Annotated in this window: 22 protein-coding genes; 11 read left to right on the forward strand and 11 right to left on the reverse strand. The window is 51.9% G+C overall.

The window, feature by feature from the left end; translation table 11 throughout:
- Positions 1 to 294: 294 nt before the first annotated feature.
- From qrcD to rfbC, 6 genes are all read right to left on the reverse strand, one after another.
- Positions 295 to 1536, reverse strand: coding sequence for a menaquinone reductase integral membrane subunit QrcD (gene qrcD / locus DPRO_RS05340; RefSeq protein WP_097011124.1), 1242 nt, complete (start codon positions 1534 to 1536; stop codon positions 295 to 297).
- A 12-nt stretch (positions 1537 to 1548) separates the two neighbouring features.
- Entirely contained in the window at positions 1549 to 2358 is an 810-nt protein-coding gene (qrcC, locus tag DPRO_RS05345) for a menaquinone reductase iron-sulfur cluster-binding subunit QrcC (RefSeq protein WP_097011125.1), read from the reverse strand.
- Positions 2359 to 2369: 11 nt separating this feature from the next.
- Positions 2370 to 4316, reverse strand: coding sequence for a menaquinone reductase molybdopterin-binding-like subunit QrcB (gene qrcB / locus DPRO_RS05350; RefSeq protein WP_097011126.1), 1947 nt, complete (start codon positions 4314 to 4316; stop codon positions 2370 to 2372).
- A gap of 12 nt (positions 4317 to 4328) precedes the next feature.
- Positions 4329 to 5075, reverse strand: a complete 747-nt coding sequence (locus DPRO_RS05355; protein WP_097011127.1) for a cytochrome c3 family protein — start codon at positions 5073 to 5075, stop codon at positions 4329 to 4331.
- A gap of 171 nt (positions 5076 to 5246) precedes the next feature.
- Positions 5247 to 6680 (reverse strand): mannose-1-phosphate guanylyltransferase/mannose-6-phosphate isomerase, encoded by a 1434-nt coding sequence (locus DPRO_RS05360; RefSeq protein WP_407681396.1) that lies wholly within the window; start codon positions 6678 to 6680, stop codon positions 5247 to 5249.
- Entirely contained in the window at positions 6680 to 7249 is a 570-nt protein-coding gene (gene rfbC / locus DPRO_RS05365) for a dTDP-4-dehydrorhamnose 3,5-epimerase (RefSeq protein ID WP_097011129.1), read from the reverse strand. The genes DPRO_RS05360 and rfbC overlap by 1 nt, the downstream gene beginning before the upstream one ends.
- A gap of 179 nt (positions 7250 to 7428) precedes the next feature.
- On the opposite strand from rfbC, the gene DPRO_RS05370 reads away from it, so the two are divergent.
- The 7 genes from DPRO_RS05370 (at position 7429) to DPRO_RS05405 (ending at position 15377) form a co-directional block, all read left to right on the forward strand.
- A complete protein-coding gene (locus DPRO_RS05370) occupies positions 7429 to 7992 on the forward strand; it encodes a CvpA family protein (RefSeq protein WP_097011130.1) in 564 nt (187 codons plus the stop codon).
- A 44-nt stretch (positions 7993 to 8036) separates the two neighbouring features.
- On the forward strand, positions 8037 to 8837 hold the full coding sequence (gene mazG / locus DPRO_RS05375) for a nucleoside triphosphate pyrophosphohydrolase (protein WP_097011131.1): 801 nt from the start codon (positions 8037 to 8039) through the stop codon (positions 8835 to 8837).
- 655 nt (positions 8838 to 9492) lie between these two features.
- Positions 9493 to 9783, forward strand: coding sequence for a hypothetical protein (locus DPRO_RS05385; RefSeq protein ID WP_097011133.1), 291 nt, complete (start codon positions 9493 to 9495; stop codon positions 9781 to 9783).
- A gap of 621 nt (positions 9784 to 10404) precedes the next feature.
- Positions 10405 to 11187 (forward strand): FadR/GntR family transcriptional regulator, encoded by a 783-nt coding sequence (locus DPRO_RS05390; protein WP_097011134.1) that lies wholly within the window; start codon positions 10405 to 10407, stop codon positions 11185 to 11187.
- 20 nt (positions 11188 to 11207) lie between these two features.
- Positions 11208 to 12845: a choline dehydrogenase gene (gene betA, locus DPRO_RS05395; RefSeq protein WP_097011135.1), complete on the forward strand. Its 1638-nt coding sequence runs from the start codon at positions 11208 to 11210 to the stop codon at positions 12843 to 12845.
- 15 nt (positions 12846 to 12860) lie between these two features.
- Positions 12861 to 14336 carry a betaine-aldehyde dehydrogenase gene (gene betB / locus DPRO_RS05400; RefSeq protein WP_097011136.1) on the forward strand — a complete coding sequence of 492 codons (1476 nt, stop codon included), beginning with the start codon at positions 12861 to 12863 and terminating at the stop codon, positions 14334 to 14336.
- 87 nt (positions 14337 to 14423) lie between these two features.
- Positions 14424 to 15377 (forward strand): ABC transporter substrate-binding protein, encoded by a 954-nt coding sequence (locus DPRO_RS05405; protein ID WP_097011137.1) that lies wholly within the window; start codon positions 14424 to 14426, stop codon positions 15375 to 15377.
- A gap of 81 nt (positions 15378 to 15458) precedes the next feature.
- Here the strand turns inward: DPRO_RS05405 and DPRO_RS05410 are convergent, their stop codons facing one another.
- Positions 15459 to 16517: a mechanosensitive ion channel family protein gene (locus tag DPRO_RS05410; protein ID WP_097011138.1), complete on the reverse strand. Its 1059-nt coding sequence runs from the start codon at positions 16515 to 16517 to the stop codon at positions 15459 to 15461.
- A 60-nt stretch (positions 16518 to 16577) separates the two neighbouring features.
- Between DPRO_RS05410 and DPRO_RS05415 the strand changes: the two genes are divergently transcribed.
- The gene (locus DPRO_RS05415; protein WP_097010253.1) at positions 16578 to 17645 is read left to right on the forward strand and encodes an IS5 family transposase; all 1068 of its coding nucleotides are present in this window, start codon (positions 16578 to 16580) and stop codon (positions 17643 to 17645) included.
- A 303-nt stretch (positions 17646 to 17948) separates the two neighbouring features.
- Here the strand turns inward: DPRO_RS05415 and DPRO_RS05420 are convergent, their stop codons facing one another.
- Entirely contained in the window at positions 17949 to 18599 is a 651-nt protein-coding gene (locus DPRO_RS05420) for an IS1595 family transposase (RefSeq protein WP_097012874.1), read from the reverse strand.
- A 276-nt stretch (positions 18600 to 18875) separates the two neighbouring features.
- Here DPRO_RS05420 and DPRO_RS05425 point away from each other — a divergent pair, with 276 nt between their 5' ends.
- A complete protein-coding gene (locus DPRO_RS05425; protein ID WP_097011139.1) occupies positions 18876 to 20999 on the forward strand; it encodes a VTT domain-containing protein in 2124 nt (707 codons plus the stop codon).
- The gene (locus tag DPRO_RS05430; RefSeq protein ID WP_097011140.1) at positions 20996 to 21733 is read left to right on the forward strand and encodes an endonuclease/exonuclease/phosphatase family protein; all 738 of its coding nucleotides are present in this window, start codon (positions 20996 to 20998) and stop codon (positions 21731 to 21733) included. Before DPRO_RS05425 ends, DPRO_RS05430 begins: the two co-directional genes overlap by 4 nt.
- Before the next feature lie 62 nt (positions 21734 to 21795).
- Here the strand turns inward: DPRO_RS05430 and DPRO_RS05435 are convergent, their stop codons facing one another.
- Positions 21796 to 22083, reverse strand: coding sequence for a glycoside hydrolase family 15 protein (locus DPRO_RS05435; RefSeq protein ID WP_097011141.1), 288 nt, complete (start codon positions 22081 to 22083; stop codon positions 21796 to 21798).
- A 45-nt stretch (positions 22084 to 22128) separates the two neighbouring features.
- Between DPRO_RS05435 and DPRO_RS05440 the strand changes: the two genes are divergently transcribed.
- Positions 22129 to 23249, forward strand: a protein-coding gene (locus DPRO_RS05440; RefSeq protein WP_407681385.1) for an IS3 family transposase whose coding sequence is annotated in 2 segments (ribosomal slippage) — positions 22129 to 22404 and positions 22407 to 23249 — 1119 coding nt in all. Because the reading frame shifts where the segments join, the coding sequence is not laid out codon by codon here.
- Positions 23250 to 23392: 143 nt separating this feature from the next.
- Here the strand turns inward: DPRO_RS05440 and DPRO_RS05445 are convergent.
- Positions 23393 to 25012, reverse strand: coding sequence for a glycoside hydrolase family 15 protein (locus tag DPRO_RS05445; protein ID WP_097011142.1), 1620 nt, complete (start codon positions 25010 to 25012; stop codon positions 23393 to 23395).
- 15 nt (positions 25013 to 25027) lie between these two features.
- Positions 25028 to 26380: a dihydrolipoyl dehydrogenase family protein gene (locus tag DPRO_RS05450; protein ID WP_097011143.1), complete on the reverse strand. Its 1353-nt coding sequence runs from the start codon at positions 26378 to 26380 to the stop codon at positions 25028 to 25030.
- Between the last annotated feature and the right edge of the window lie 170 nt (positions 26381 to 26550).

The following is a 26550-nucleotide window of genomic DNA, read 5'->3' on the forward strand; positions in this document are numbered from 1 at the left end:
AATTTTTGTGGATGGCAACAACTAGTCCCTCTAGCAAAAAGACCTGTTCTGTATGAAAACGCTCAAATTCCAACAGTGAAAATATCATGAATTTACACCCCACTTCATTTTTTTATAGTATATGTAATGGGTCAACAATTGGTAAGGGAGTGATCAAACAAGACTGATGCATAGATTCTATTAGTAAGCATCTTATACAGTAGTAAAGAGCGCAATGGCATTTGTAGCAGTCTACATAAAAAAAAGGGCCTGCTCATCATGAGCAGACCCTTCTCAATTCAATAGTAGATTATACTATTCGCCAGACTGGTAGTTCAACTGACGTTCCTGCGGGAACAGAGGCAGGTAACGGTATACCAGACTCAGTACGAGGAAGCCGTAAGCTACAATCATGATCGAAGAAGCATACTCAACCCAGTTCGGGTAATACACTACCCAATCATCAAACGGCATGGACGGGAAAGCAATAGTCTGGACGGTAAAGATGTAACGGTTGAGTGAAACACCGATGCAGTCCAAAATAGCTGCAGTGTACATAAGAGCCGGACGATTCCGAATAGCTGGAGTAATCAGCATAATTGCAGGGACGACACCACACAGGATGATTTCAGTCCACAACAACCACTGTCCATATGCTACGCCGTAGAACATTTCTTCAAATGTAAGACCGACGGAAGGCAGGTAGCCATAAGCCCAGGCCCAAGTGTCGAGAATCTTGAAGAACATGTAAACGCACAGCATGGTACCAGCAATTTTAGCCATCAAAGCTTTGGTCTTATAGTCTACAAGCTTTTTGCCAGTGAGCTTCTCCATGAAGGTGGCTACAAGAACCGTGAAAACGGGACCTGAGCCAACAGCCGATAAGACAAACAGGAAGAATGTCCACGGCCAGATGAAGAATCCTTCGCGGAATGCGAACGGACGCCCGATGAGGACACCGTACATACCACCCAGGGACCCCTGGTGGAAGGTAGACAAGAAAGCACCAATACCAGCGAACAGAGCCATGTTAACATGCATATTGTGAGCAAGAGCATGAATGAAAGGAATCTTGTTCAACTGCTTCTGCTCGAGGACCAGAGGAATGAACTCAATGATCAGAACGGTGCAGTAGCAGGTGATACAGAAGATAACTTCTGTCAACATGGAGTGAACGTTCGGGTGCCAGTAGCCGAACCAAGCACGGCCAGGTTGACCAATATCGAGGGTCAGAACCAGCATGGCACCAGAGTAGCAGATAAACCCAACAACAACCGTCAGGTTAATGATTTTTTCAAGTTGTTTGATCTTGAGGATGTACTTGAGGAGTCCGGTGAAGAATGCACCAGCACCCAAAGCAATAACAGCAAGGTCAAAAGTAATCCAGGCACCGAACCCGAAGTAGTTATCGAGACCGGTGGTACCGATTCCATTGTACAGAACCAGAATTGCGGCGTAGAGCCCCCAAAGGAAGACACCGGTAATAACGGCCATCCAAAGAGCGTACTGACCGAAGCCGCAGCGCTGCACCCCTTCCGGGAAGAGTTTGCTATCCATTTTCAGCCTCCCTTAGTGACCGCCGCCATCGGCGTTGTAGTTATCACCCTGTAAGCGGACCCACTCGCGTTCACTGGTGTAGTAAACCTGCGGATCAAGGCCGAGCTTTTCAACCAAACGGAACGCGTGAGGGCCTTTTGCCAGCTGGTGCACGGTGTGTTCCGGATTATTCAAATCGCCAAAGGTGATAGCCTTTGTCGGACAAATCTCGGCACAAGCCGGGATGTATGCATCCTCAGGGAGATCCATGGGATCTTCACCATTCTGACGAGCCTTGTCTTTGGCATCCAGGTAGCGGGAGTGGCAGAAGCTACACTTCTCAACAACGCCACGAGGACGAACGGAAGCATTCGGGGACAAGCCCTTATCCATTCCTTCAGGCCAAAGCGGATCCCACCAGTTGAAGTAACGTGCATGGTAAGGACAGGCAGCCATACAATATCTACAACCGATACAACGGGGGTAGATCTGAGAGACAATGCCGCCTTCTTCGTTTTTGTCAGTGGCGACAACCGGACATACAGGCACACATGCGGGAGTTCCACACTGCATGCAAGGACGAGGCAGATATGCTGTCTCGTGCTCCGGGAATGTCTTGCCATTAGACAGTTCGTACACATTCATCCAAGTTAAGGTCTTGAGCTTGTTGGACGCATCGTCGCGATCCTTGGTCAAGGCTTGGACGTAGTTATAGGGGTCCTTTTTGGTCATGGGTGCGATATTGTTCTCCACCTGGCAGCCAACCATACAGGCTCCGCAGCCGGTGCATTTGTCAATATCAATGACCATGCCCCATTTGATTTTGAATTCTTTCATTTGCATGTCGGTTCCCCCTAGATTTTGGCGACGTTCACAGTGGAACCGGCCCAAGTAGAAGCGCCAATGGCTGCTTCAGAGCTCACCGTGAGGATCTTGTAGACATTATCGCCCTTGCCTTTCGAGAACTCGTCACCCACCGTGTGCCCCATTCCGAGAGGAGCAGCGACAACGCCAGGGAGTACGCCTTCGAATATCTGGACCAAAGCTTCACACTCACCGTTTCCACCGGAGAGTTTGACCTTGGAACCCACATCAACACCAAGCTGCTTGGCTGTGGCAGAATCCATCATAACGACCATGTAGTCGCCAACGAGCTGATTATTGCTGATAGTGCAAGGAGCATTGGGAGTGGTTGCCAAGTTGGCAGTACCAACGTTCAGCAAGGTGTACGGGGCTAGGCCAACAGCGCCGGTTCCCTTGACAGGAACAGCAGCCTTACCCAGAACCGAAGCGGCAAGCGAAGTAGCGATGGCTTGGCCACCGTCCATTACGAATGCTCCACCTTCGACCAACTCATCCATATCAGCACCGATTGCTTCAGCTTTGGCAGCAAGAACTTCTTCGTACGATTCAAATCCGAGATCAACAAGACCGAGGACGAAATCAGCAGCGTTCATGACATTGCGGGTCGGCTTGGAAACCGGAGCACCCATGGAATATGTCGCAGCAGCCAAACCGTACGGGCTAGCCAGGTCGTCGAAGCGCTCGTAAGAATGCGGCGTGGGCAACACAAGGTCGGCCACTGCAGTAGTCTCCGTGTTAAGGGAGTCAAACGCGATGGTGAAGCCGGCTTTGACTTGCTCGGGCAGTGCGTATGTCGGATTAGCTTCGTAAATGAACAGCACATCGGCGTTAACACCCTGCAGGATGTCCTGCTTGAGCATGTCGCTACGAGACATGGCTGTTTCAATTACATTCCCGAACTCGGGAAGGACTTTCATGCCGCCATCCAGCAGCAGGTTCAGTGCAAAAGCAGCTGCGTTGGCAGCAACGGAGCCACCCGGAACGACCACAGGATTGGAAGCGGCCAGCAACTGCTTGGCGATTCCAGCCATCTGGTCGGCGGTTACGCCGGTTGCAGCCTCAACCTTGGCAGGAGAGAAGCCGTTCATGACCATGGATTTGAACTGACCGAAGTCTGCTGTATCCACGGTTTTGCCAGCCTGGAGTACATAGTAGCAAATACCCAAGGTAAATGCAGCCATACCCTCAGCCGGGACCGGTACCCACTTGCTGGTTACGGAAGCGGTCTTGGTCTGCATGGGACCGGCAAAAATGAATTTACCGTTCTCATTTGCAGCAAAGGCCTTCAGGTTGGCAACGGTCGGCCCCCAGGATTCCAGGGCGTCGGCGCCTGCCAACAGAACGACATCGGCGTTTTCCAGGTCGTATCCAACCTGACCGGAGCCACCCATCAGGCCAGTCCAGGCCTTGTCGGCAGCCTGCATGTCGCAAGGCATAGTGTAAAAAGCATCGCTGCCCTGTGCGGCCAGCAATGCGGAAAACACTTCATTGGTAGTGCCAGTCTGATCACCGGAAATGACTGCGACTTTGCTGCCGGCAGCTTCCAGTTTCTCAGCAACGATTTCTTTGGCCTTATCCCACGAAATCTCCTCGCCATTCAGCATAGGAGCGTTGATTCGATTGGGATTGTTCATGACCTGAACACCATTGGCACACAAGGGGCAGATACCGCCGCCGGAAAGCGGGTGATCGGTATTACCTTCGGTACCAAAGGCTTCGTTTGCTACTGTCCGAACCTTAACGGCACAGCCGGATTCGCACAGTTTGGACACAGTTGGCTTGTTGTTGATCTCACCATATTTAAGGGTGGGAATCCAAGGCCAGTTCTGCGTCCAGATGGACACATCATCAAGGGCGGTCCAAACCGTCGGCGTAAAAAGGATACCGACGGTGGCGCCCACACTCATCTGAATAAAAGCTCTGCGTGCTACGCTCATTTCAGTACCCCTTTACTTATGGCAAGTGAAACATGCGTTAGACTGACCCTTAAGGGCATGACAGCGCTCACACTTCCACATCTTCATTGTCATCTTGCTGTAGCCGGACAGGATGTTGCGCTCAACAGCCGGAGGTTGATCATTAACCCCAATGTCCTTCAAGTGACACAGGTTACAGTTCTGTTCCGCAGGCTCATCAAAGATGGACACATCAACAACGTCGGAAAGTTCCTTCTTCATTTCGGCCAGTTCTGCGATATCCAGATTCTCGTGGGCCTTGTGGGAGAAGTAGACGTTGTCAGGCTGGTACTGGTAAGTAAGCCAAGGGACTTCTTTGCCCTGAATCAGATACTTGACCACGTATTCACGCTCAGCCTGAAGCGCATCTTCGTCAGCCGAAAGCAGGTTGTCTTCAATGGCACCCAGCTCGGCCTGCATGATAGCCTCGTAGTCATTCGGATCGATACCTTCTTCAACAATGGACTCCATTGCTTCTTCAGGATCTACCGCGTGACATTCAGCGCAGACTTCATTTGTAGGGAAACCGGTGTACGAACCGTCATCCCGGAAATAATGACAGCTTTCGCAATCCATTCCTTCGCCTTCCACGTGAATAGCGTGACTGAACCAAATCGGCTGTTCAACGTCTTCGTAGAACATACCGGGGATCACAGCCCAACCCAAAACGCAGGTGGCTAGGAAGCCGATGATAAAGGGGATCGCCCCTCCACACCGTTTCGATGCTTTTCTTTCCTCCATAACCTCGCCCCATCACTCTAAAGTTTATGTGAAAATCACACCAATTGAACTACGTTCCCATACGGCACAGAATGATTTCGTGTCAAGAGAATATGAAAAATTTCACGATCTCCCTCAATGCCATATTGCAAAGAATTTCCTTATCATACGAGATGTTAACCTAAATATACTTTATTTCTTAACTCGACCGTACACATCTTCAAATCTGACAATGTCATCTTCTTCCAGATATGGGCCGCTTTGTATTTCAATTATATTAAGAGGAACCTTGCCCGGATTGGCCAGTCGGTGCTGGGCCGCCTTGGGGATATCAATGGACTGATTTTCCACAAGAATCCGCGGCTCATTATTGACTTCAACCTCAGCGGTGCCATCGACAACAACCCAATGCTCGCTTCGATGGTGATGCATTTGTGAACTGAGTCTGGCCCCTGAGTTCACCTGAATACGCTTTATCTTGTAGTGAGGGCCTTCTTCCAAAACAGAATAACTGCCCCATGGCCGAACGACGGTCGGATGACTTTCGACCAACTGGCTACCCTGCGACTTCAACGCCTGGACTACATCACGAACCCTTTGCACATGGGGCATGGGGCAACTCAAGGTGGCATCACGCGTCTGGACCATGATCATATCTTCAACGCCAACCGCAGCAAGCTTGCCGCCCTCACTGATAAGCAGCGAGTTTTTACAATCCATGGCGAGCACATCACCCTGAATGACATTGCCGTCCTCATCCTTCTCGCCCAGCCGATACATGGCTTCCCAGCTTCCCAAATCATCCCACTGGAATCCGGCCTTGACCGCGACAATATTGTCTATCTTTTCGACAACACCATAATCCACGGAAATATCCGACAACTGCCCGTAACTCTCAATCAACGGCTTTCTCTCGCGAGCCAACCACCAATCCCACAACCGAGGCTGACAGCGGGCTACCTGTTTCAGAAAGTCCTTAACCCTGAACAAAAACATACCGCTGTTCCACAGATGGTTCCCATCTCTGACAAAGGACTTGGCCGTATTGAGATCGGGTTTTTCGACGAAACCGTCCACTGCGAATGCGTTATCGCCAAGAGACTCACCCAGCGCAATATATCCGTATCCGGTCTCAGGGTGATCCGGTTCAACACCAAATGTGACGAATCGACGTTTGGCGGCGAGAGCTGAAGCCTCTTCCAAGGCCTGTTTCCACTCCAGGCTATTACTAATAAGATGATCAGAAGGAAAAACCGCAGCCAGAGCCTGAGTATTCGGCCCAACCACTTTGTCCAGCCCGAGCATGATGGCTGGCAGTGTGTTTCGGCTCACAGGCTCCGCCACGACACGGCTTTCCAGTTCATGGTCGATCTGAGACACCTGCTTGCGAACCTCGAAAGCATGCTCTTCATTGGTCACGATCCAGATTTTATCCGAAGTAAAAGCCTCCAAAACACGCGCAACAGTTTGCTGCAACAACGTGCGATCGCCTCCAAGGACCAGCAACTGCTTGGGAAGGAGATTCCGGCTCAGAGGCCACAAGCGTGTCCCGGAACCACCGGCAAGGATAATAGCGTGGCACTCTTCGGCGAATACTGCTGGAGAATTTTGTAGATCAGACATCATCACCCCTCGTATACAAAGGGTGAATCAAAATCAGCCAACTTCACGAGGCGCTTGTCTTTTTCAGACATGATAGGCGTATTCCCTTTGAGCGCAGCAGCCCAGTCCATGGCTATATCAGGATCATCCCACGCCACGCCGCCTTCATGTTCCGGAGAATACGGCGCATCGACCTTATATTGGAACTCAGTGTCCGGCATAATGGTCACATAGGCATGCCCGAACCCGCGGGGAATGAACATTCGCTTGAAATTTGCGGCACTCAATATGACATGACGCCACTTGCCATAGGTGGGAGAGCCCTTTCGCAAGTCCACGGCAACATCAAGGACTGCCCCACGAGTAACCCAGACCAACTTTGCCTGAGCCATTGGCGGCGCCTGAAAATGAAAGCCGCGCAGCACACCGATTTCTCGCGAATACGCATGGTTATCCTGCACGAACTCGCAGTCAATACCCAGACGTTTGAACGATTCTCGGTTGTAGCTTTCCAAAAAAAATCCTCGTTCGTCCTGAAACACCCTCGGCTCCAAGACAAGCAAACCGGGAAACCCCGTATCATGAACCAGCATTGCGCCTCCTGAAGATTGATTGCAACAGCTTGGCTACAGTTATCCGAGTTCCTCAACCTGTACAACCCTTGCCGAACAATAAAGAATGTAAAAAAAAGATTGTCCTGTTCACATTTATGCCATGGTCTGCTAGTTCCTTCGTCAGAACACATGTTTCATACAATCAATAAGGTTCCGTCATGAATTTTTTAGATATAATTCTCATTTGCATTGTCGCTGTTTTTGCCATTCGGGGCATTTACCGAGGCCTGATTCAGGAAGTCATGTCCCTGATAGCCATTGTTCTCGCCATATTCCTGGCCTCGGAATACCAGCATCTGCTCACACCACATCTGGAAATCTACTTCGAGAATTCCGTGACAATCAACGCTCTCGCGTATGTCATCATATTCTTCGGAACCCTCATCGTCTTCTGGCTTTTGGCCAAACTGATAAAAACATTTCTTGATATAGCCCTTCTCGGCTGGATGGATCGCGTGGCCGGATGTCTTTTCGGTGCTGCCGAGGGTGTGCTTGTGGGGCTGATCCTTATCATCTTCATGCAGTCATTTGCTGCCGATTCCGCGTGGCTGACAGAGTCGAAAATCGCCCCCCGTGCTCAACACATGGTGAAACTGTTGGCAAACTACGCCCCGGAATCCATGAAAAAAACCCTTGAATCCCGAGGGTTCCAGTTCCCGTCTGCCGAAGAGGCTTTTGATTCGGCCAAAGACGCCATGGGCCTGAATGACTCCGGTCAGTAATCCCTTTCATTACAATTAATCCCGTTTAAATAAGGTAGGACGTCATGAGCGATAAACCATTTGACGCCCACTCCTCTGCCATGGAGGAGTTGCTGGAAGTTATTGAAGCACTGCTTGGCCCCGATGGTTGCCCGTGGGACAAGGAACAGACACCGGAAAGCATGTGCGATTATCTTGCCGAGGAATCCTTTGAACTGATCGAGGCTATCCGAGCAAAGGACACACAGGAAGCCCAGGAAGAATTGGGAGATGTGTTGTTTATCCTCCTGTTCATGGGCGTTTTGTTTGAAAAAGACGGCAAGTTCTCTTTGGGAGATGCCCTCAAATCAAGCGCCGCCAAAATGATTCGCCGACACCCACATGTTTTTTCTGACAAGCAGTTCGACAATCAGCAGGCGCTTCTGGACAACTGGGAAGCCACAAAAAAAGTCGAGAACAAGGAAACAGGAAAAAAAGGGGTCTTCGACTCGCTTCCCAAAGGACTCCCTCCCCTTCTCAAGGCCTACCGAATCAACTCCAAGGCTGCCCGAAACGGCTTTACATGGGATTCGACAGAAGGTGTTCAAGAGCAGCTAACCGAAGAGTGGAATGAATGGCAGGATGCACTCCAGCAAGGCGACAGCGAGGCATCGGAAAAGGAGTTTGGCGACTATCTCTTCACTCTTGTGGAACTGGGCAGGCGACATGGAATCAAGGCAAACAGCGCCCTTGATTACACTAATCAGAAATTTCTTCGACGTTTTGCCGCGATGGAATCACTGGCTCGAAAGCAAGGCACGGACTTGGACTCCATGAACCTGGAACAAATGAACGAGTTGTGGGATCAGGTAAAACATAACAATTAAATCAGATTGTTATTCCTAAATCATAAAAGCCATGCGTCACATCGACGCATGGCTTTCTTTTATAGCAGGATCATTCGATACACAAAGAACACGGCAAGCCCCACACCTAGGGCTACATACAATACAAGTCAAGGAGCACAGTTATCCTTCCCTGCTTTCTTGAAATAAACCACAGCCGCAGTCACTCCTGCCAAAATGCTGAGAACATAACCCAGTATTTCCACCGCTCCTCCTTAAGGCCATCCGGTTCGCCCACTCCCCCAGACAACATTGAGTATATAATACAACGATAACGTCACAAAAACTGCGAAGGCTATGACCTTGGGTACAGTCAACGTGCGATGCTGTAGCCAGTAGACCATGACTCCAATGGCAAACCCAATCAGGGACGCTACCAAAAGCAGTTCTATTTCGATTATCACACCCCATACTATCATGCCTCATCATACCATCTTATTTGGCATTCAGCACCCTGTATTGAACTCCAGGTCGCACTGCGGTGCGAACACACCAATTATTTTTCATGCAGGACCCTAAAGATATGCCGATAAATGCCGAACAAGCAGATAATGGATTGTTTTAGTCTTTTCCTGTCTTCATCCCATCCTTTGGGTGGGAAGGCGTTATTTCCGACCATCGGCAGGGAGGGTAGACTATGACCATGGCAATCGGAGGGTTTGGAAGCCCGGCCCCATTCGATCGAGAAACGTTTGGTGCTGCCGTGGTTTCCGAGACCCTTGACATCATGAATGATTCAGGCGGCGGATCGAGCCTGGCTCCCGTAGACAAGGCGTCTGCAGAAGCATCGCTCGTATCCAAGACATTGGACTACATGAACCAAGGGGCCTCGTCCGGTGACTCTACCGGGATGGCCCAAAGCTATGACTTCCAAACGAGTGTCCTGGGCGCTTATGCCAAGGGCAGTATCGTCAACACAATGATCTGATGAACAGGAGATAACGCCACCCTGGCAACCCCGCCCCTCGGCAACGAAGGGCGGGGTTTCTTGTTAATCCCAGCCAGAACAGATTAAAACCATGGCAAGAAACTGATCCATTCGATGCGTTCAAAATGAGAATGCCTGAATAACACATTCCACCCCACCCCTAAGACACGCGTTCAAAACAAGACTGCTCTTTATTGGTCCTACTTTTGATTTTTCGCTTCAACCGGTCATCAATTGAAACAGTTGATAGGAACTCCCTTCCCTACGTCACCCCCGAGGCGGGTGCAGCAAAGCAAGAAGAGTCTCTTTTTCGTTGGCAACCAAATACAACCACCCAACACAGCCCTTGCATTCCCTTACACATCAAAAAACTACAATAAACTAATAGATTACAAATAATTACAAATACACAGCCACATTCTCGTTTCACTCCAACTCATCTCCACTCTCATGGTCCATTTTTATGGTAATTTTACGTCGCATCAAAAAAATCACATTTATTCAGTGTGTTAGACCCACTTGACGAACAAAGCAAAACAGTATTTAATGGTCCTACCAAACGGGCGTAAAAAGCTGAACAAACCGTATTCAACCCCAAAAAGAGCACTATAGGTACTACCATTGACTGCTTCAAACTCTACAAACCCGCTGTTTATCCCTGTCCAGGCAGGGCGTGCCAGTGAAGAAGTGGCTTTGCAAATCGAAGCCGCCATCGTGGATGGAAGAATGTCTCCCGGCGAACGACTCCCAAGCGAACGGGATATGCAATCCCAGTTCGGCACCGGGCGTGGTGTTGTTCGTGAAGCCATCAAGATATTGAAGCAAAAAGGGCTGTTGGAAGTAAAGAAAGGCGCCAAGGGCGGCGCATATGTTCGCCAACTTGATGTCGGGAATGTTTCCGAATCATTGGCACTATTCCTCAAGCAGCACCCGGTGGAACCTGAAAAGCTGATAGAATTTCGCGAAACAATGGATCGCACCATTACCCAACTTGCCATTGCCCATGCGACTGAAGACGAGAAAAAAGCCCTCCTCAAGGAAGCGCTACGTCTTGAACACCTCCTCATGGAAGATCAGCCTGATCTCATCGTCACCAGCGAGCTCGACCGACGATTGAACATCATGCTGGCGCGCATGGCTCGAAATCCCCTTTTCGAATGGGTGATGCATGCCATCCAGATGGGTTTCAGCTCCCATGACTACGCCCTGTATGAGGATACGGTCTACCGCGAAAAAGCCGCAACAAACTGGAGTGACACCGCACAAGCCATTGCCCGTGGCGAATTGATGCGGGCGCTCGGATTCATCGGACACCACTATGTCCTGTTACGGCAGTGTATTGACGAAAGAAGTGGACGGACAAACACACCGGACGCTCAGTTCCTTCAAGAAGAAAACCAATAGCATCAAGAGAGATAGCCGAAATGAAACATTACGATTACATAATCGTCGGTGGCGGATCCGCTGGTTCCGTCCTGGCCAACCGTCTGAGCGCCAACCCGAAGAACAAGGTGCTTGTGCTTGAGGCTGGCCTGCCGGATTTCAAATTCGACTTCCGCATTCATATGCCTGCGGCACTGACCTATCCGCTGGCCGGTAAAACATATAACTGGTGGTACGAGTCCGATCCGGAACCGTACATGAACAACCGCCGCATCTACCAGCCGCGAGGAAAGGTTCTGGGTGGTTCCAGCTGCATCAACGGCATGATCTACATCCGTGGTAACGCCATGGACTACGACAAGTGGGCCAAAGAGGACGGACTCGACAACTGGTCCTACTCCCACTGCCTGCCCTACTTCAAACGCTTTGAGTGCCGCACAGCCGGTGCCGATGAATACCACGGTGCTGTCGGCCCCCTCTATCTGACTGAACCGGAATGCGACAACCCGCTGTTCAATGCATTCTTCAACGCGGTTCAGCAGGCTGGATACCCGCTCACCAAAAATGTCAACGGTTACCAGCAGGAAGGTTTCAGCAAGTTTGACCGTAATACCCATCGAGGACGCCGCTGGAACGCAGCACGCGCCTACGTCCACCCGGTCAAGAATCGCCCGAACCTGACAGTCAAGTGCCTGGCAAAAGCTTCCCGCATCCTCTTTGAAGGCAAGCGCGCAGTCGGTGTCGAGTACACCCGAGGCAAACGCTCTTTCAAGGCATACGGCGGTGAGATCATTTCCTGCGGTGGCGCAATCAACTCCCCGCAGTTGCTCCAGCTCTCCGGTGTCGGTAACGGCGCAGAACTGTCCTCCCTTGGTATCGACGTGGTCCAGGACCTCCCGGGCGTCGGCGAGAACCTGCAGGATCACCTCGAACTCTACGTTCAGTACGCCTGCAAGAAGCCCGTCTCCATGTTCCCTTCACTCAAGTGGTACAATCAGCCGTGGATCGGCCTGAAATGGCTCTTTGCCGGAAAGGGCGAAGCAGCGACCAACCACTTCGAAGCCGGTGGATTCATCCGCGGCAACGATCAGGTGAAATATCCCAACATCCAGTACCATTTCCTGCCCATCGCAATCCGCTACGACGGCTCCGCACCGAACGAGGGACATGGATACCAGGTTCACGTCGGCCCCATGAACACCGATGTTCGCGGTCACGTCAAGATCAAGTCCTCCGATGCCAATGAGCATCCGAGCATCCTGTTCAACTACCTCTCCACAGAGCAGGAGCGCAGGGAATGGGTCGAAGCCATCCGCAAGACCCGCGAGATCATGACCCAGCCCGCATTCGACGAGTTCCGCGGAAAGGAACTGGCACCGGGCAGCCATGCACAGACCGACGAAGAGATTCTCGATTTCGTCGCTCGCGAAGGTGAGTCAGCGTACCACCCGAGCTGCACCTGTGCCATGGGCACCCATGACATGGCCGTCACCGACGCCGATCTCCGCGTCCACGGCGTGGAAGGACTCCGCGTAGTTGATGCCTCTGTCATGCCATACGTGACCAACGGTAACATTTACGCACCGGTCATGATGATTGCGGAAAAAGCAGCGGACGCCATCCTGGGCAACACCCCCCTCGCCCCGGAAGATGTCCCCTATTACAAGCACGAAAAATAACGAGCGAGAAACAACATGACCAAAGGGCAACATTACATCGACGGTCAATGGGTTAACGGCTCTACCGGCAAGAAACGTGAAGTTCTCAACCCCTTCGATGCCTCTGTCATTACAACAGTGGTTGAAGGTGGCCGAGAGGAAGCCAAGTCCGCTATTGCAGCGGCCAGACGCGCCTTCGACCATGACGGCTGGCCTCAAACGCCAGCCTCGGAACGAGCACGACTCCTCTTCCGTCTTGCGGACCTCATCGAACGCGATCGCGAAGAACTTGCTGAACTGGAAAGCCTTGATACCGGCAAGACCGTTGAGGAAAGCCGTTGGGACATGGACGATATCGCAGGTATCTTCCGATACTTTGCAGGATTGGCTGATAAGGATGGAGGCGAGGTAATTGCCTCCCCCAATCCGAATACAACCAGTAACGTGGTTCGTGAGCCGGTGGGTGTCTGCGGGCAGATTTCGCCCTGGAACTACCCGCTGTTGCAGGCTTCATGGAAAATGGCACCAGCCCTTGCGGCCGGTTGCACCATCGTCATGAAACCCAGTGAAATCACGCCGCTGACCACACTCAAGGTCACGGAACTGGCCGATGAAGCCGGGTTCCCGGCGGGCGTGATCAATACGGTTCTCGGCCCCGGCGTCGAGGTCGGAGCAGAGATGGCCGAAAGCCACGATGTGGATCTGATCTCCTTCACCGGAGGTATCGCCACAGGCAAGACCATCATGCGCGCTGCCACTGGCAACGTGAAAAAGGTGGCCCTTGAGCTTGGCGGGAAGAATCCCAACATCATCTTTGACGATGCTGATTTCGACCTTGCCGTGGATTACGCCCTGAACGGCGTCTTCTTCCACGCCGGACAGATTTGCTCTGCCGGAGCACGCGTCATGGTTCAGGACGGCATCTACGACAAGTTTGTGGAAGCCCTGCGCCAACGCATGGAAAAGATCGTCGTCGGCAGCGGGTTCGATGAAGCAACCCAGATGGGTCCGCTCATCTCTGCTGAGCACCTGTCGAAGGTGGAAGAGTATATAGATATAGCCCGGAAAGAAGGCGCCAATCTGATCCTCGGCGGCAAACGCCCTGACGATCCGAAGCTGGCAGACGGCTATTTCTATCTTCCGACCCTCTTTACCGACTGCGAAAATGACATGCGCATCGTACAGGAGGAAGTATTCGGACCGGTCATCACCGTCGAACGCTTCACCACCGAAGAGGAAGCTGTCAAACGGGCCAACGACACCATCTACGGCCTGTCTGCCGGATTCTGGACATCGGATGCCGACCGCATGGAGCGTGTCTCAAAGGCCCTTAGATTCGGCACCGTATGGATCAACGACTTCAACGTATACTTTGTTCAGGCACCCTGGGGCGGCTACAAGCAGTCCGGCCTTGGGCGTGAACTGGGCAAGATCGGCCTCGAAGAATACACCGAGGTCAAGCACATATATCGCAATCACGCGACAGAACCCATAAACTGGTTCGGCGTGTAAGATACGTATCGCTGCGCGCATGTCGTGCGCATGGACAGGGCGTCTTCTCTGGCGCCCTGTCCAAGTAATTTCAACCGAGGAGGTTTAATGTCTTCTGGCCTTAGACGAATCGCATTCGTCTTCTTCTTGATCGCAACCCTTTGCACCTCTGCCATCACAGCCACCGCCGCTGACAAAATCACCGTCGCCAGTGTTTCCTGGACCGGTGTCACCATCAAATCCGAAGTGGCAGTCTCCGTACTCGAAAGCCTGGGCTACAAGGCCGAAAACAAGGTTTTCTCCGTTCCCATCACGTACTCCGCTCTTTCCACCGGCGATGCCGATGTCTTCTTCGGCAACTGGATGCCCTCCATGGCCAGCGTCGCCAACAAATTCTTCGAAAGTGGCAAGGTCATCAAGTACGTTGCCAACATGCCCGGTGCCAAATACACCCTGGCTGTTCCGACTTTCTGCGCTGAAGCGGGCCTCAAGGACTTCAGTGACATCGCCAAATTCGGCGAACAATTGGATTGGAAGATCTATGGTATCGAACCCGGTAACGACGGTAACATGATCATTCAGAACATGATCGACAAAGACATGTTCGGTCTCGGCAAGTTCGAGCTGGTTCAGTCCAGTGAAGTTGCCATGCTTTCTCAGGTCCAGGCATATGCCAAGAACGACAAGTGGATCGTCTTCCTCGGCTGGGCACCGCACAGCATGAACGAACGCATCGACATGACCTACCTGACCGGCAGCACCGATCAGACCTTTGGCGGCAACAACGGTACAGCCACTGTCTGGACCAATGTCCGCAAGGATCTGGAAAAGGACAACCCCAATGTTGCCAAGCTCTTCAAGAACATGACCTTCCCGGTTTCCATGATGAACCAGATCATGACCTCCGTTCATAAGGACAAGTCCCTGAGCCTCGGCAAAGCCGGTCTCAAGTGGCTGAAAGAGAACCCGGAAATGTACGAAGCATGGACGAAGGATGTCACCACGGTTGACGGCAAGCCCGCTGCCCCAGCTATAAAGGCATACCTCGACAAGAACGTGTAACCTCGTTTTCCGAACTGCTCAAAAAAAAGGGAGGTGCCGGACGGCATCTCCCTTTTCATTTTCGATGATATGTAATGAAAACTATAAATCCACAGGCTCTTCCTGATCCATGATAAACCGACGCTTGGGAAGACATTCCGGGTAGTTTTCCTGCATGAACCCAATGAGGCCTTCACGCACCAAACACCGCAGGTCCCATGCCTTTGAAGCATTTGATGCACTCACCAAGGCTCGAACGGTTATGTCATGGGACCCCGAATCCGTAACTTGCAGACCGCATGTCTTGCCATCCCACAAAGGTCGAGCTTCTTCACATAACTGACGCAGGTGCTCGCGCAAAGGTTCAATGGGAGTTGTGTAATCCACATGCAAAAAGACCGTTCCCATGATTTCCGCAGTTTTTCGCGTCCAGTTCTGGAACGGTTTTTCCAAAAAGTATGTCACGGGAACAATCAAACGCCGCTGATCCCATACCCTGACCACCACATAGGTGAAGGTAATTTCCTCAATCCGGCCCCACTCTCCCTCTACAATCACCACATCTTCCAGGTTGATGGGATTGGACAAGGCGACCTGAATACCTGCTATAATGGCACCAAAGGTCTTTTGAGCCGAAATACCAAGGACAACACTGAGAACACCGGCAGATGCAAGCATCGTTGTTCCAACGGTTCGGAATCGTTCAAACTGAAGAAGAATTCCAGCCAGAGCCCCAAGCCAGATGAGTACGACAACTATTCGCTGCAGGACTCGTACCCGGGTATGCACTTTACGCGCCCGAAGATTGTCATCCGTTTCAATGTCATACTTCCACTGCACGATGTTGACGGCCATGTAGGAGACCATGCTCAAAATCCAGGCGGTAATGAGAACCCAGACAGCACCCAAAATGGCCAATATGGTTTTGGTCGTCGAAACTTCAAAATGGACCAGAGGCAGCAATACCGTCACTAAAAAGATGAAAGACGTAATGATAACAATGCCAACAGTTTGCTTTCGCAATGGGCCGCCGATGGCCTCCCACAAATCACGCCAGTTTCCCTTGCCACCTTTCAGCCATTTCAGAAAGGCAACCATCATTCCTATGACAGTCAGTGCCAGTAGTACTCGCACACTCCAGCCAAGCCAATTGTCAGTCATTATATCGAGACCTCTGCACGGCAAATCCCACACTTTTACTCTTTAACTATTTGATTTATTATGCTATTATTTCTCCATCCAAAGGAGGAAGGCATGGCTATTCGGCAGAAAGGACCTCGGTTGGGTGATTACTTCCTGGGGCACCGCAGAACCAAGACCACATTTCTGGATGAGATCAACGAACTCATCGACTGGCAGCCCATCAACGCCTTTCTGTGCAAGAAGATCAGGCGCAAGGCCAACGCCGTGGGCAATCCCGCCTATCCGCCTCTGGCGATGTTCAAGATTCTGCTCTTGCAGCGTTGGTACAACCTGAGTGATCCGGGCGTGGAGCAGGCGCTGCTCGACCGGCTCTCCTTTGTCAGATTTACCGGTTTTTCCATCGAGGACGACGTGCCGGACGAGACCACCATATGCCGTTTCCGTAACGGTTTGATCCGCCTGAAGGTGCTGGACTCCTTGCTCGACATGCTTAACCGCCAGCTTGAAGGACAAGGGCTTCTTGTCCGTGAGGGAGCCGTGGTGGACGCCTCGGTAGTCGAGTCGCAGCGGCGGCCGCGCAAGGTTATCGACGTGATGCCTGAGGACCGTTCCGAGGACGCCGAAGAACAGGATGGGCCGGTGGACTGCCGGGTCAGCTATTCGGATGACGAGGAGGCGGCCTGGCTCCGCAAGAGAAATCGGGCCTATTACGGCTACAAGCTCCATGCCGCGACGGACAGTCGAGACGGGTTTCTGCTCTGTGGTCACATCACTCCCGCGAACCATTCGGACACGGGCGAATTCGAGCGGCTCGTGAATGGCGTCGGCCTTGATCCCGGCGCACGGGTTTATGCGGACAAGGGCTATTGCAGCGGGAAGAACCGGGACATTCTGTTTGATCGCGATTTGGAGGACGGAACCATGGACAAGACGCCTCGTGGCGGCAGGCTGACAGACTTCGAAAAGACCCGCAACCGTGACATCAGCAGCATTCGGCAAATAGTCGAGCGGGCCTTCGGCACACTCAAACGTGGCTACGCATTCTTTCGGTCCCGATACGTGGGTCGTGAGAAGGTGGAGGGAGAGTTCCACATCCTCGCCATGGCGTTCAATTTGAAAAAAGCTGTTCGACTGGCGCGAGCCTGAAGGGAGAGGTGCGTCCAAAATCCGGCATTTCGGCCAGAAATGGCAGGAAAAGGCCGGGAATGAGCCCAAGCTGGGGTGCGGTCAGAACATCAAATTGGGTGCGGAGCGCAAGGCACGGACGCGAAAAGGGGATGCGCAGAGGTCTCATATCACCTACAATCTATCTCTCATGTTTACCGAACAAGTAACGCCAACTTCAAACAATGATTGTTGATACATTACCAGTTTATGTTATGCATTCACATTCATCATTTGCTATATAAGAGATGAAGAATCAATATATTTTGGGGCTGTACCAGATAACTAGCCCATATGTCTTCTAACCCACTGTTTCAGTTGTTTAAACTGGCTTCGCGGATTGCTGTTATTAAAACGCCACTCGCATTCCTTTAAAAACAGAGAAAAATGCTTGGTTGGAATGCCGTTGAATTTCCTCATATGGCGTTTGGCCTGGTTCCAAAAATTCTCGATTCCATTGATGTGGTTGTGGCTATCTGCAAACAGCTTCGAGTGGTTGATTCGGAAGTGTTTGAACGCTGACACATCAAGGACATTGTAGCCATACCAGCAGTCCGAGTAAACCACACTGTCTGGCTGGATTCTTTCCTGAATAATGGGAAGCAAGGTTTTACCTTTCGCATCAGGAATCACCTGTGTATAGACCTTCCCGCCCCTTTTAAGGATTCCAAAAACAGGAACCTTACCAGCCGCCCCACGTCCTCTTTTGCCCTTTCGCTTGCCACCGAAGTAGCTCTCATCGACCTCAAATTCGCCAAAATCCATCCCTTCACAGGACTCTTCTACCGCTATGATTTCCCGGAGCCGGTGAAAGTAATAGGCGGCTGTTTTGACGTTCACACCAACCAGATCGGCAGCGCAACGAGCTGTCGTGCCAGCCACAAAATGTTCGATTAAACGAAGCTGCTTGTCCTTGCTCAAACGACTTTTTCGCATTGCCATACCGATAACCCAAAGGAGTTATCTGGTACAGCCCCTATATTTTTAGGAATGCGCCTTTGTATCAAAAGCACTATCAGATGTATTTACCCCAACCCTTTACGCCAATGAATCAGACAGCTATGCAATAAGAAACTGCATATGACACGGTTCAAATTGCATCTTTACGATTTTCACACACCTACATGATTTGGTGTTGCTTACCCTTTGTGATAATATGTACTAGTTTACTCTAGTAAGTACAATCAATCACAGTTCATCAAGGACGACATAATGGAAGATAAAGACGATATTCTCTTCACCCCGGAAGGGGCAACAATGGCAGAAGCAAGCCGTGCCGCATTTCTTGTTGATGCCTGCGCATATTTTAGCGCCCTGTCCGAAGCAATCAGGAACGCTGAAAGAAGCATCCTGATTGCCGGATGGGATATTGACTCACGCATCAAGCTGGATCCAGTCAATAGCGACGAGAAGCTCTACGAATTGCTGAACAAATGCGTAGAAGAACGACCGGACCTGCATATACATGTTCTCATATGGGATTACCCGCTTGCCTACAGCTTGGACCGGGAACCCATGCAGCAACTGAATTTCCCGCTCAAAACGCATGAAAACATCCATTATCAGGCCGACTCGGCACTGCCGCTTGGGTCATCCCACCACCAGAAGATTGTCGTCATTGATGACAAGATAGCCTTTGTCGGAGGTATCGACCTCACCGCAGGAAGATGGGATCGGCCCGGTCATCCTCCCTTCGAAGAGCACAGGGTCAAACCCGATGGCAGCCACTACCTGCCCTATCATGACATTCAGATGCTCATTGAAGGTGAACCCGTGGCTCGGATCGGAGACATTGTTCGTAAACGCTGGGAGTGGGCAACCGACGAAGAGCTGTCGCCACCCCAAAAAACCGAAGGCACCCCGTGGCCCGCCTCTGTAGATCCGGACATGGAGAACGAAAATGTCGTTACCGCCATGACCTTGCCTGCTTTTCGAGGCAGACAGGCGCGGCGTGAGGTGGAGTCGCTCTACCTGCACCAAATCGCCCGAGCAAAAAAAACCATCTACATTGAGAATCAGTATTTCACCTCTACAAGCATACGCGATGCACTGATAGAACGGCTGCAAAGCCACGACTGCCCGGAAATACTGATCATCCTCCCTCAGATGACAACCGGATTACTCGAGCAGCTTGTCATGGAACCACTCCAGTCCGAAGTGCTCGACACCTTGGCTGAACAGGACAAACACAACAAGCTGGCAGTCTATTGCCCGTTCGGTGACGAGGATTCCTGCATTGCCATCAAGGTGCACTCAAAGATCATGATAATTGACGATGAGTTTATCACCGTGGGATCGGCGAATCTCAACGATCGATCCATGGGCTTGGATTCCGAGTGTAATCTCGCTTTTGGATCAAAGGAGATCACCAATACACTTGCTCATTTCCGCCACCGCCTGATGGCACATCACATAGGGATTCCCATGGATCAGGTCACAGACATGGAGCCTGAAAAAGGCATGCTGGGAACGGTCGAAGAACTGAGCCGCCCCACTGGCAGGCTCGTCATCGAGCCCAAAACCCGAAACGAAAATCCGCTCCCTGTTGACCCGGAGCTCATCCGGGAATTCGACACATCGCACCCAGGAGAATATGACACCATCATGGACGACTATTCGAGCTCTGAGAATTCCGAGCGAAGTTACCTTAGCTTCATGGGATTCGGCGCCATTTTGGCGGGGTTCATCATTCTGGCACTGCTTTGGCGTTTCACTCCATTGTCAGAGTACGCCACGCCTGATGCACTGCTACACTGGGCCGAACAGGTCCAAAAAATGCCCATGTCTCCGGTTCTCGCCATCCTGTGTTTTGTGGTTGGCGGCTTCATACTGTTCCCGGTCACTTTGCTTATCGTGCTGACCGCCAGTATTTTCTCCCCTGTGATGGCTTTCTTCATATCACTGGCAGGCTGTCTGGCTTCGGCTCTTTCCGTATATTATGTGGGCGAGTTGCTCGGACACAAGCAGATCAAGCGGCTTGCCGGATCAAAAGTAAAGGAAATCAGTGAACGTTTGGGCAAGCATGGACTGGCATCCATCGTCGTGACACGAGTGGTACCGGTTGCTCCCTATTCCGTTATCAACCTTGTGGCCGGTGCCTCACACATCAAGCTGAGTACATTTCTGCTCGGCACGGTTCTGGGCATGGGCCCCGGTATTGTTGCCATGACGTTGTTCGGAGCACAGTTGATCAATACGTTACGCAACCCGGGTCCCGGTACCCTTGCCATACTCATCGGCATCGTACTGCTTGTCGTGGTAGCTGGGACGTTGGTCAGACGCCGACTCAAGCGAATGAGGGATGATTCCGATTCAACGGAGGAGTCCCAATCGTGACCCGTCCCCTGCCAGCGCAGCATCTTCGTGTTGCGACCTACAACATACACAGTTGGCAAGGCATGGATGGAAAACGAGACCCTGATCGTATTTTCGAGGCTGTTGCCCACCTGGATGCCGACCTACTGGCTCTTCAGGAGGTAATATCTCCACAAGACACATCAGCCGCCTGCCCACTCCGGGAAATGGCGTCCAGACAAGGGTATCATGTAACCTACGGCCACACGTTACTTCGCCAGGACTCCCACTACGGCAATGCGCTGCTGAGCAGGAAAGAGCCTGTCCGCGTGCTGCGACATGACCTCAGCTTCCCCGAGCGAGAACCCCGAGGAGCACTGGAAACCATATTCTCGTATGATGGGGTAACCGTAAAAGCTGTTGCAACCCACTTGGGGCTGAATCCCAAAGAGCGGGCATACCAAATGGACAGACTTTTCCCGCTACTGGCTGCCAAAGATGCTGACATAACCCTGTTCCTTGGAGACTTTAACGATTGGTACGCCTGGAGCGCAGTGCGTCGACGCATACGAGGACTTTTCGGACCACAACCACAACCACGAACCTTTCCAAGCATTTTCCCTATACTTGCACTGGATAAAGTACATGTCAGACCAACGAGCCGACTTGAAGAAGTCACGCCAATTCGAACCGACAAGACGAAAAAAGCGTCGGACCATCTTCCGCTAGTAGCAACCGTGGACATAACTCAAGAGAGCGCCTCAAACGCTGATTGAATTCAATGCAGATCAATCGGAGAAATCAAACTCGCTGAGTTGGTTCAACAGCCAGTGTTCCGCTATTTCTCAGGTGGTCCTTGTTGCTCCAACACCCGCATAACAGCAAGGACGTATCCCAGGTGAGTAAATGCCTGCGGATAGTTCCCCAGAAGCATCCCTTTTTTGGGATCATACTCTTCGGCAAAAAGGCCTAGCGGGTTGGCGGTTTCTTCAATGCGTTTGAGCAATGTTTGCGCCTCTTCCAGACGCCCCATTTCCGCCATGCACTGAGCGAGCCAGCAATTGCAGATGAGGAAAACACCCTCGCCTCCCTCGATGCCTGCGCTTTCCCCCGAAATTCGGACCACCGGTTAAGGTGGAGTCAGCGTCCTTAAACCGATAAGGAAGGACGCATGACAAAGAGCAGCAAAAGACGGAAACATTCGGACAAGTTTAAGGCCAAGGTCGCACTTGAGGCGATTCGTGGCGTGAAGACGCTTGCGCAACTGGCTGCGGAGTACAAAGTGCACCCCAATCAGATTTCCACGTGGAAGCGGCAGCTCCTTGAGAATGTCGATGACATCTTTTCCAGTGGCAAGAAAGCCAAAAGCCAGGAGGAGATAACCGCACCGTTATTTGAGGAGATCGGTCGGCTCAAGATGGACATCAAGTGGCTTGAAAAAAAGTTGTAAGCCTGCCGCTTGAGGTGCGCCGCCAGTGGATCAAACCAGATCGGGAGTATTCCATCCGGCGGCAATGCAAGTTGGCAGGCATTTCCCGTTCGGGATTTTACTACAAGCCTGTAGCCGAATCCGATGAAAATTTGGCCCTGATGCGTCTGATCGACGAGCAGTACCTGCGTCAGCCTGATTACGGCTCGCCGCGCATGACAGATTGGCTGAGGACACAAGGGCATCAGGTCAACCACAAGCGGGTTGAGCGACTGATGCAGATGATGGGCTTGCAGGCCATTACTCCAGGGCCGCATACGAGTGTCCCCAACCCGGAGCATCCCGTGTTTCCTTATCTGCTGAAAGGAGTTGCCATTGAACGAAAAAATCAAGTCTGGAGCGCTGATATCACCTACATCCCCATGCAGCGCGGCTTTCTGTACCTGGTGGCAGTGATAGACTGGTGGAGCCGCTTCGTGCTGGCTTGGGAGCTATCGAACTCGATGGATAGTTCTTTCTGCGTGGATGCGCTCAACAAGGCTTTGCGCATCTCTACGCCGGAGGTGTTCAACACGGACCAGGGAGCGCAGTTCACGAGTCGTGAATTTACCGGAGTTCTGCAGAGCAAGGGAATTGCAATCAGCATGGACGGCAAAGGTCGCGCAATCGACAACGTCTTCATTGAGCGGCTGTGGTGGACGGTGAAATATGAGGATATTTACCCCAGGGCGTACTGTGATGGGATCGAGCTATACCATGGGCTTACGCGCTATTTTCGGTACTACAACGAGGAGCGCGGTCATTCGTCGTTGGACAAAAGAACTCCCGCTGACGTATACAGGGGCAACTTGAATGTTCATTGACTTGGCTCGTAGCCGTTGCTCCGCTCCGCCCTCGGCCCTTCGGGCCGCCCCTACGGGGACGGGCTACGCTCCACAACGGCTATGGCGACCCGCCTCCTCGGAGGCACAAACTCGGACGCCGGGCTCCACCTTAAAAAGACCGATCAGTGGTCCAAAGGATGGGGGGAGGCGCAGCCATCTTCGCTGGTATACCGACGGATCAGCCCTCCATCCTGCAGTTCCTGCTGTATTGCTTCAACAGTCCCGATAACCCTTGGATCATCAAACGGGAGAAATCCCATGATCGGAATCAACAGGCAGGAAGCGTCCAGCTCCGTGGTGTCGTAATGTTGAACAAAGGTACTGCGCTGGGCGTCAAACCCCTGTTCCAGGACTTCCTGACGAATCGCCGACATCGCCTCTTCCCAACGCTCAACATCACAATCGAAGCCATGCTGCTCGGCCATGTCCACGCCCCGTTGCAACGCGACCCAGCACATGACCTTGGAAAAGATAAAATGTTGTGGTTCACACCTGACTTCCCAAATACCTGCATCCGGGTCCTGCCAATGCGCATGGACATATTCACAAATATCTCTGAGCACCTCCCAATGCTCCTCACTGATACTCCCGGCATGACTGATAAGACGCGAGACAACACCCATCAGCTCACCGTAGATATCCATCTGAACCTGCCCGGCAGCCGCGTTACCAATTCTGACTGGCCGAGAATCCTTATGCCCATCAAGATGCGTCAACTCCTGCTCTTCAAGCTGACTATCCTCTCGAAGACCATACATGATTTGTAGTTCACTCTTTCTGCTTCGGTCCAGAACTGATCGCAGCCAATCAAGAAACTTTTCGGCTTCAGCGATATGACCCAGTTCATAAAATGCCTGCAACGTGAATGAAGCGTCACGTATCCATGTAAATCGGTAATCCCAATTACGGGTTCCCCCGATTTCTTCAGGCAAGGAAGTCGTCGGAGCGGCTGCCAGAACACCTGTCGGACGGTACTGAAGCAGTTTGAGAACCAGCGCAGATCGTTCAATCATTTCAGTGTACTCATCGAAACGATAATTACACTCGGTCTCGCTTCTCTCCATCCACTCCCGCCAATACTCAGTAGTATACTCCAGCGCCTGAAGCCCGGAATCCGCGGTTACGCACGCCTTATCCTCTCTGCTGCATCTCCCATCGGGAGCACTGGCCCCCAGGCGGAGCCACGCCTCTTCTCCTTCACTCATGCTCCACGTGCCGACCACTGCATCATCATGGATTTCCAGAGGTCTGGTGGCAGTCAGAGCCAACTCCATGTCACCCCCCACAGCCACTGCTCCACCGTCCAGTTTGGAGAATGAAGTCTTCTCACGCGCATAATCATAGGCAGGGGCAAAACGAACGCGAACCGACACCTGTCCTTTCTCCACCGTCACCCGGCGAAAAATGCGCGTCCCTTCTGCCTCTTCTGAATCTGAATCATTGGATTGATCTTTGGTCACAGGCATGAAGTCGGTCACACGAAGCACACCAGCTCCGGTCTCCATGCGGGAAACAAGGATATTGGTTTTCTCCTCATACCGCTGAGAACACTGCAACTTATCGATTGGCACATCAGGCCCGACCGCAAAACTGCCACCTTTATCTGCATCAAGTATGGCGGCAAAAACGGATGGAGAGTCGAGGTGGGGATAGCAGAACCAGTCGATACTCCCGTCAACTGCCACCAGCGCAACAGTTCGCAGATTACCTATGATCCCATACTCGCCAATATCCTTGTACATGCTCTCGTATCCCGATCAGGAAAGCATATAGCGCAGAGCATAGCCAAAAGAAGGATACGCCCACGGATGGGCAAGCAATTCCTTCCGCGTCAGACCATAACGGATGGCCAACCCGAAGATGTTCGCCACCTCTTCCGCGTGCTGGCCCAGATAGTGGGCTCCCAAAATTGTACCTGTTTGCTTCTCTACAAGCACTTTGTATTCGGCATAATCCATGCCGATGCGTTTGTGCTCCGACCATTTGGCCGCATCACCGGAATACACCGTGAAGGACTCGCCGCGTTCCCGGGCCTCTTCTTCCAGCAACCCCACAGCCATAAGCGGGGGGTCGGTGAAAACAGTTGATCCGGTTCCGCGCAAATCAGATTCCTCGCCTGCGTCATCGATAATATTTGCGGCGATCGTATCCGCCTGCAACGCCGCGACCGGGGTCAAGGCAAGTCCTGGTTCGACGCAATCACCGGCAGCGTAAATCCGTGGATTGGTACTCTGGAGTCGGCCATTGACCTTGATGCCTTCTGAGGATTTTTCAACGCCAACCTTGTCAAGCTGTAGCGATTCAATATTGGGAGTACGGCCTACCGCAACAACTGCCATTGAAGCACTGAACGATTCTTTGCCGTTCTCCCCGGATGTAACAATCGAAACTCCTGACTTGGACTTCTCAACCTCATCAATGGAGTGGTTCAACAAAACGCTCACACCGTGTGATTCCATTGCCTTGACCAGTCGGCCAGCCAAATCCGGGTCGAATCCCCGCAAAACACGATCACTCCGGTTCAATATGGTCGCCTTGGCCCCGACAGCAGCGGCTACTGACGCAAACTCGAACGAGATGAAACCACCACCGATAAATATCAAGGAATCCGGCATGGTCTTGAGATTCAGGAAGTCGTCGCTTGTCAACAGCAGGTCATTCCCGGGGATATCTGGAATCTTTGGGCTGGCACCCACTCCAATCACGACATTGCGCGCCTGCAAAACTCCGTACCCCGGGACCTCGACATCGCCGTTATCATCAAAACGAGCGTCCCCCGCAATGACCGCTATGCCCGCTTTTTCCAATGAATCGCGAACCGCATCGGAAATGGGTTCCGTCGATGTGTGTTTGTAATTCCACAGCGTATCCCAATCTATCCGCGTATCGCCCACGATGCCCTGCTTCTGCATGGAACGAACGCGCGTTACGGCATGGGCAGTATCGGCAAAAATTTTTTTTGGCTCACACCCTCGAAGCGGACAGACACCGCCCCATCCATCTCTTTCCACAACGGCAACTCGCAGTCCGGCACTATTGCATTTTCTTGCTACTCCGCCTCCGGCAGCACCTGACCCGATAACGACGACATCATATTCTTCTTTCTTCAATTGGGACCTCCGTTGGTGTGGATGTATCTCCAGGCAGTGACTTCATGGTCACAGTCCAATCATTGCATATTTACTCCCATACTCACATAAAACGGGGGAAAGTAAAGGCAAAACGACTCCTTGCACAACAAGTCGCCTGTTGTACTCGTGCAATCAGCTATTTTGAAGGA

The sequence above is a fragment of the Pseudodesulfovibrio profundus genome (assembly GCF_900217235.1).
GTDB classification, from domain to species: Bacteria; Desulfobacterota; Desulfovibrionia; order Desulfovibrionales; family Desulfovibrionaceae; genus Pseudodesulfovibrio; species Pseudodesulfovibrio profundus.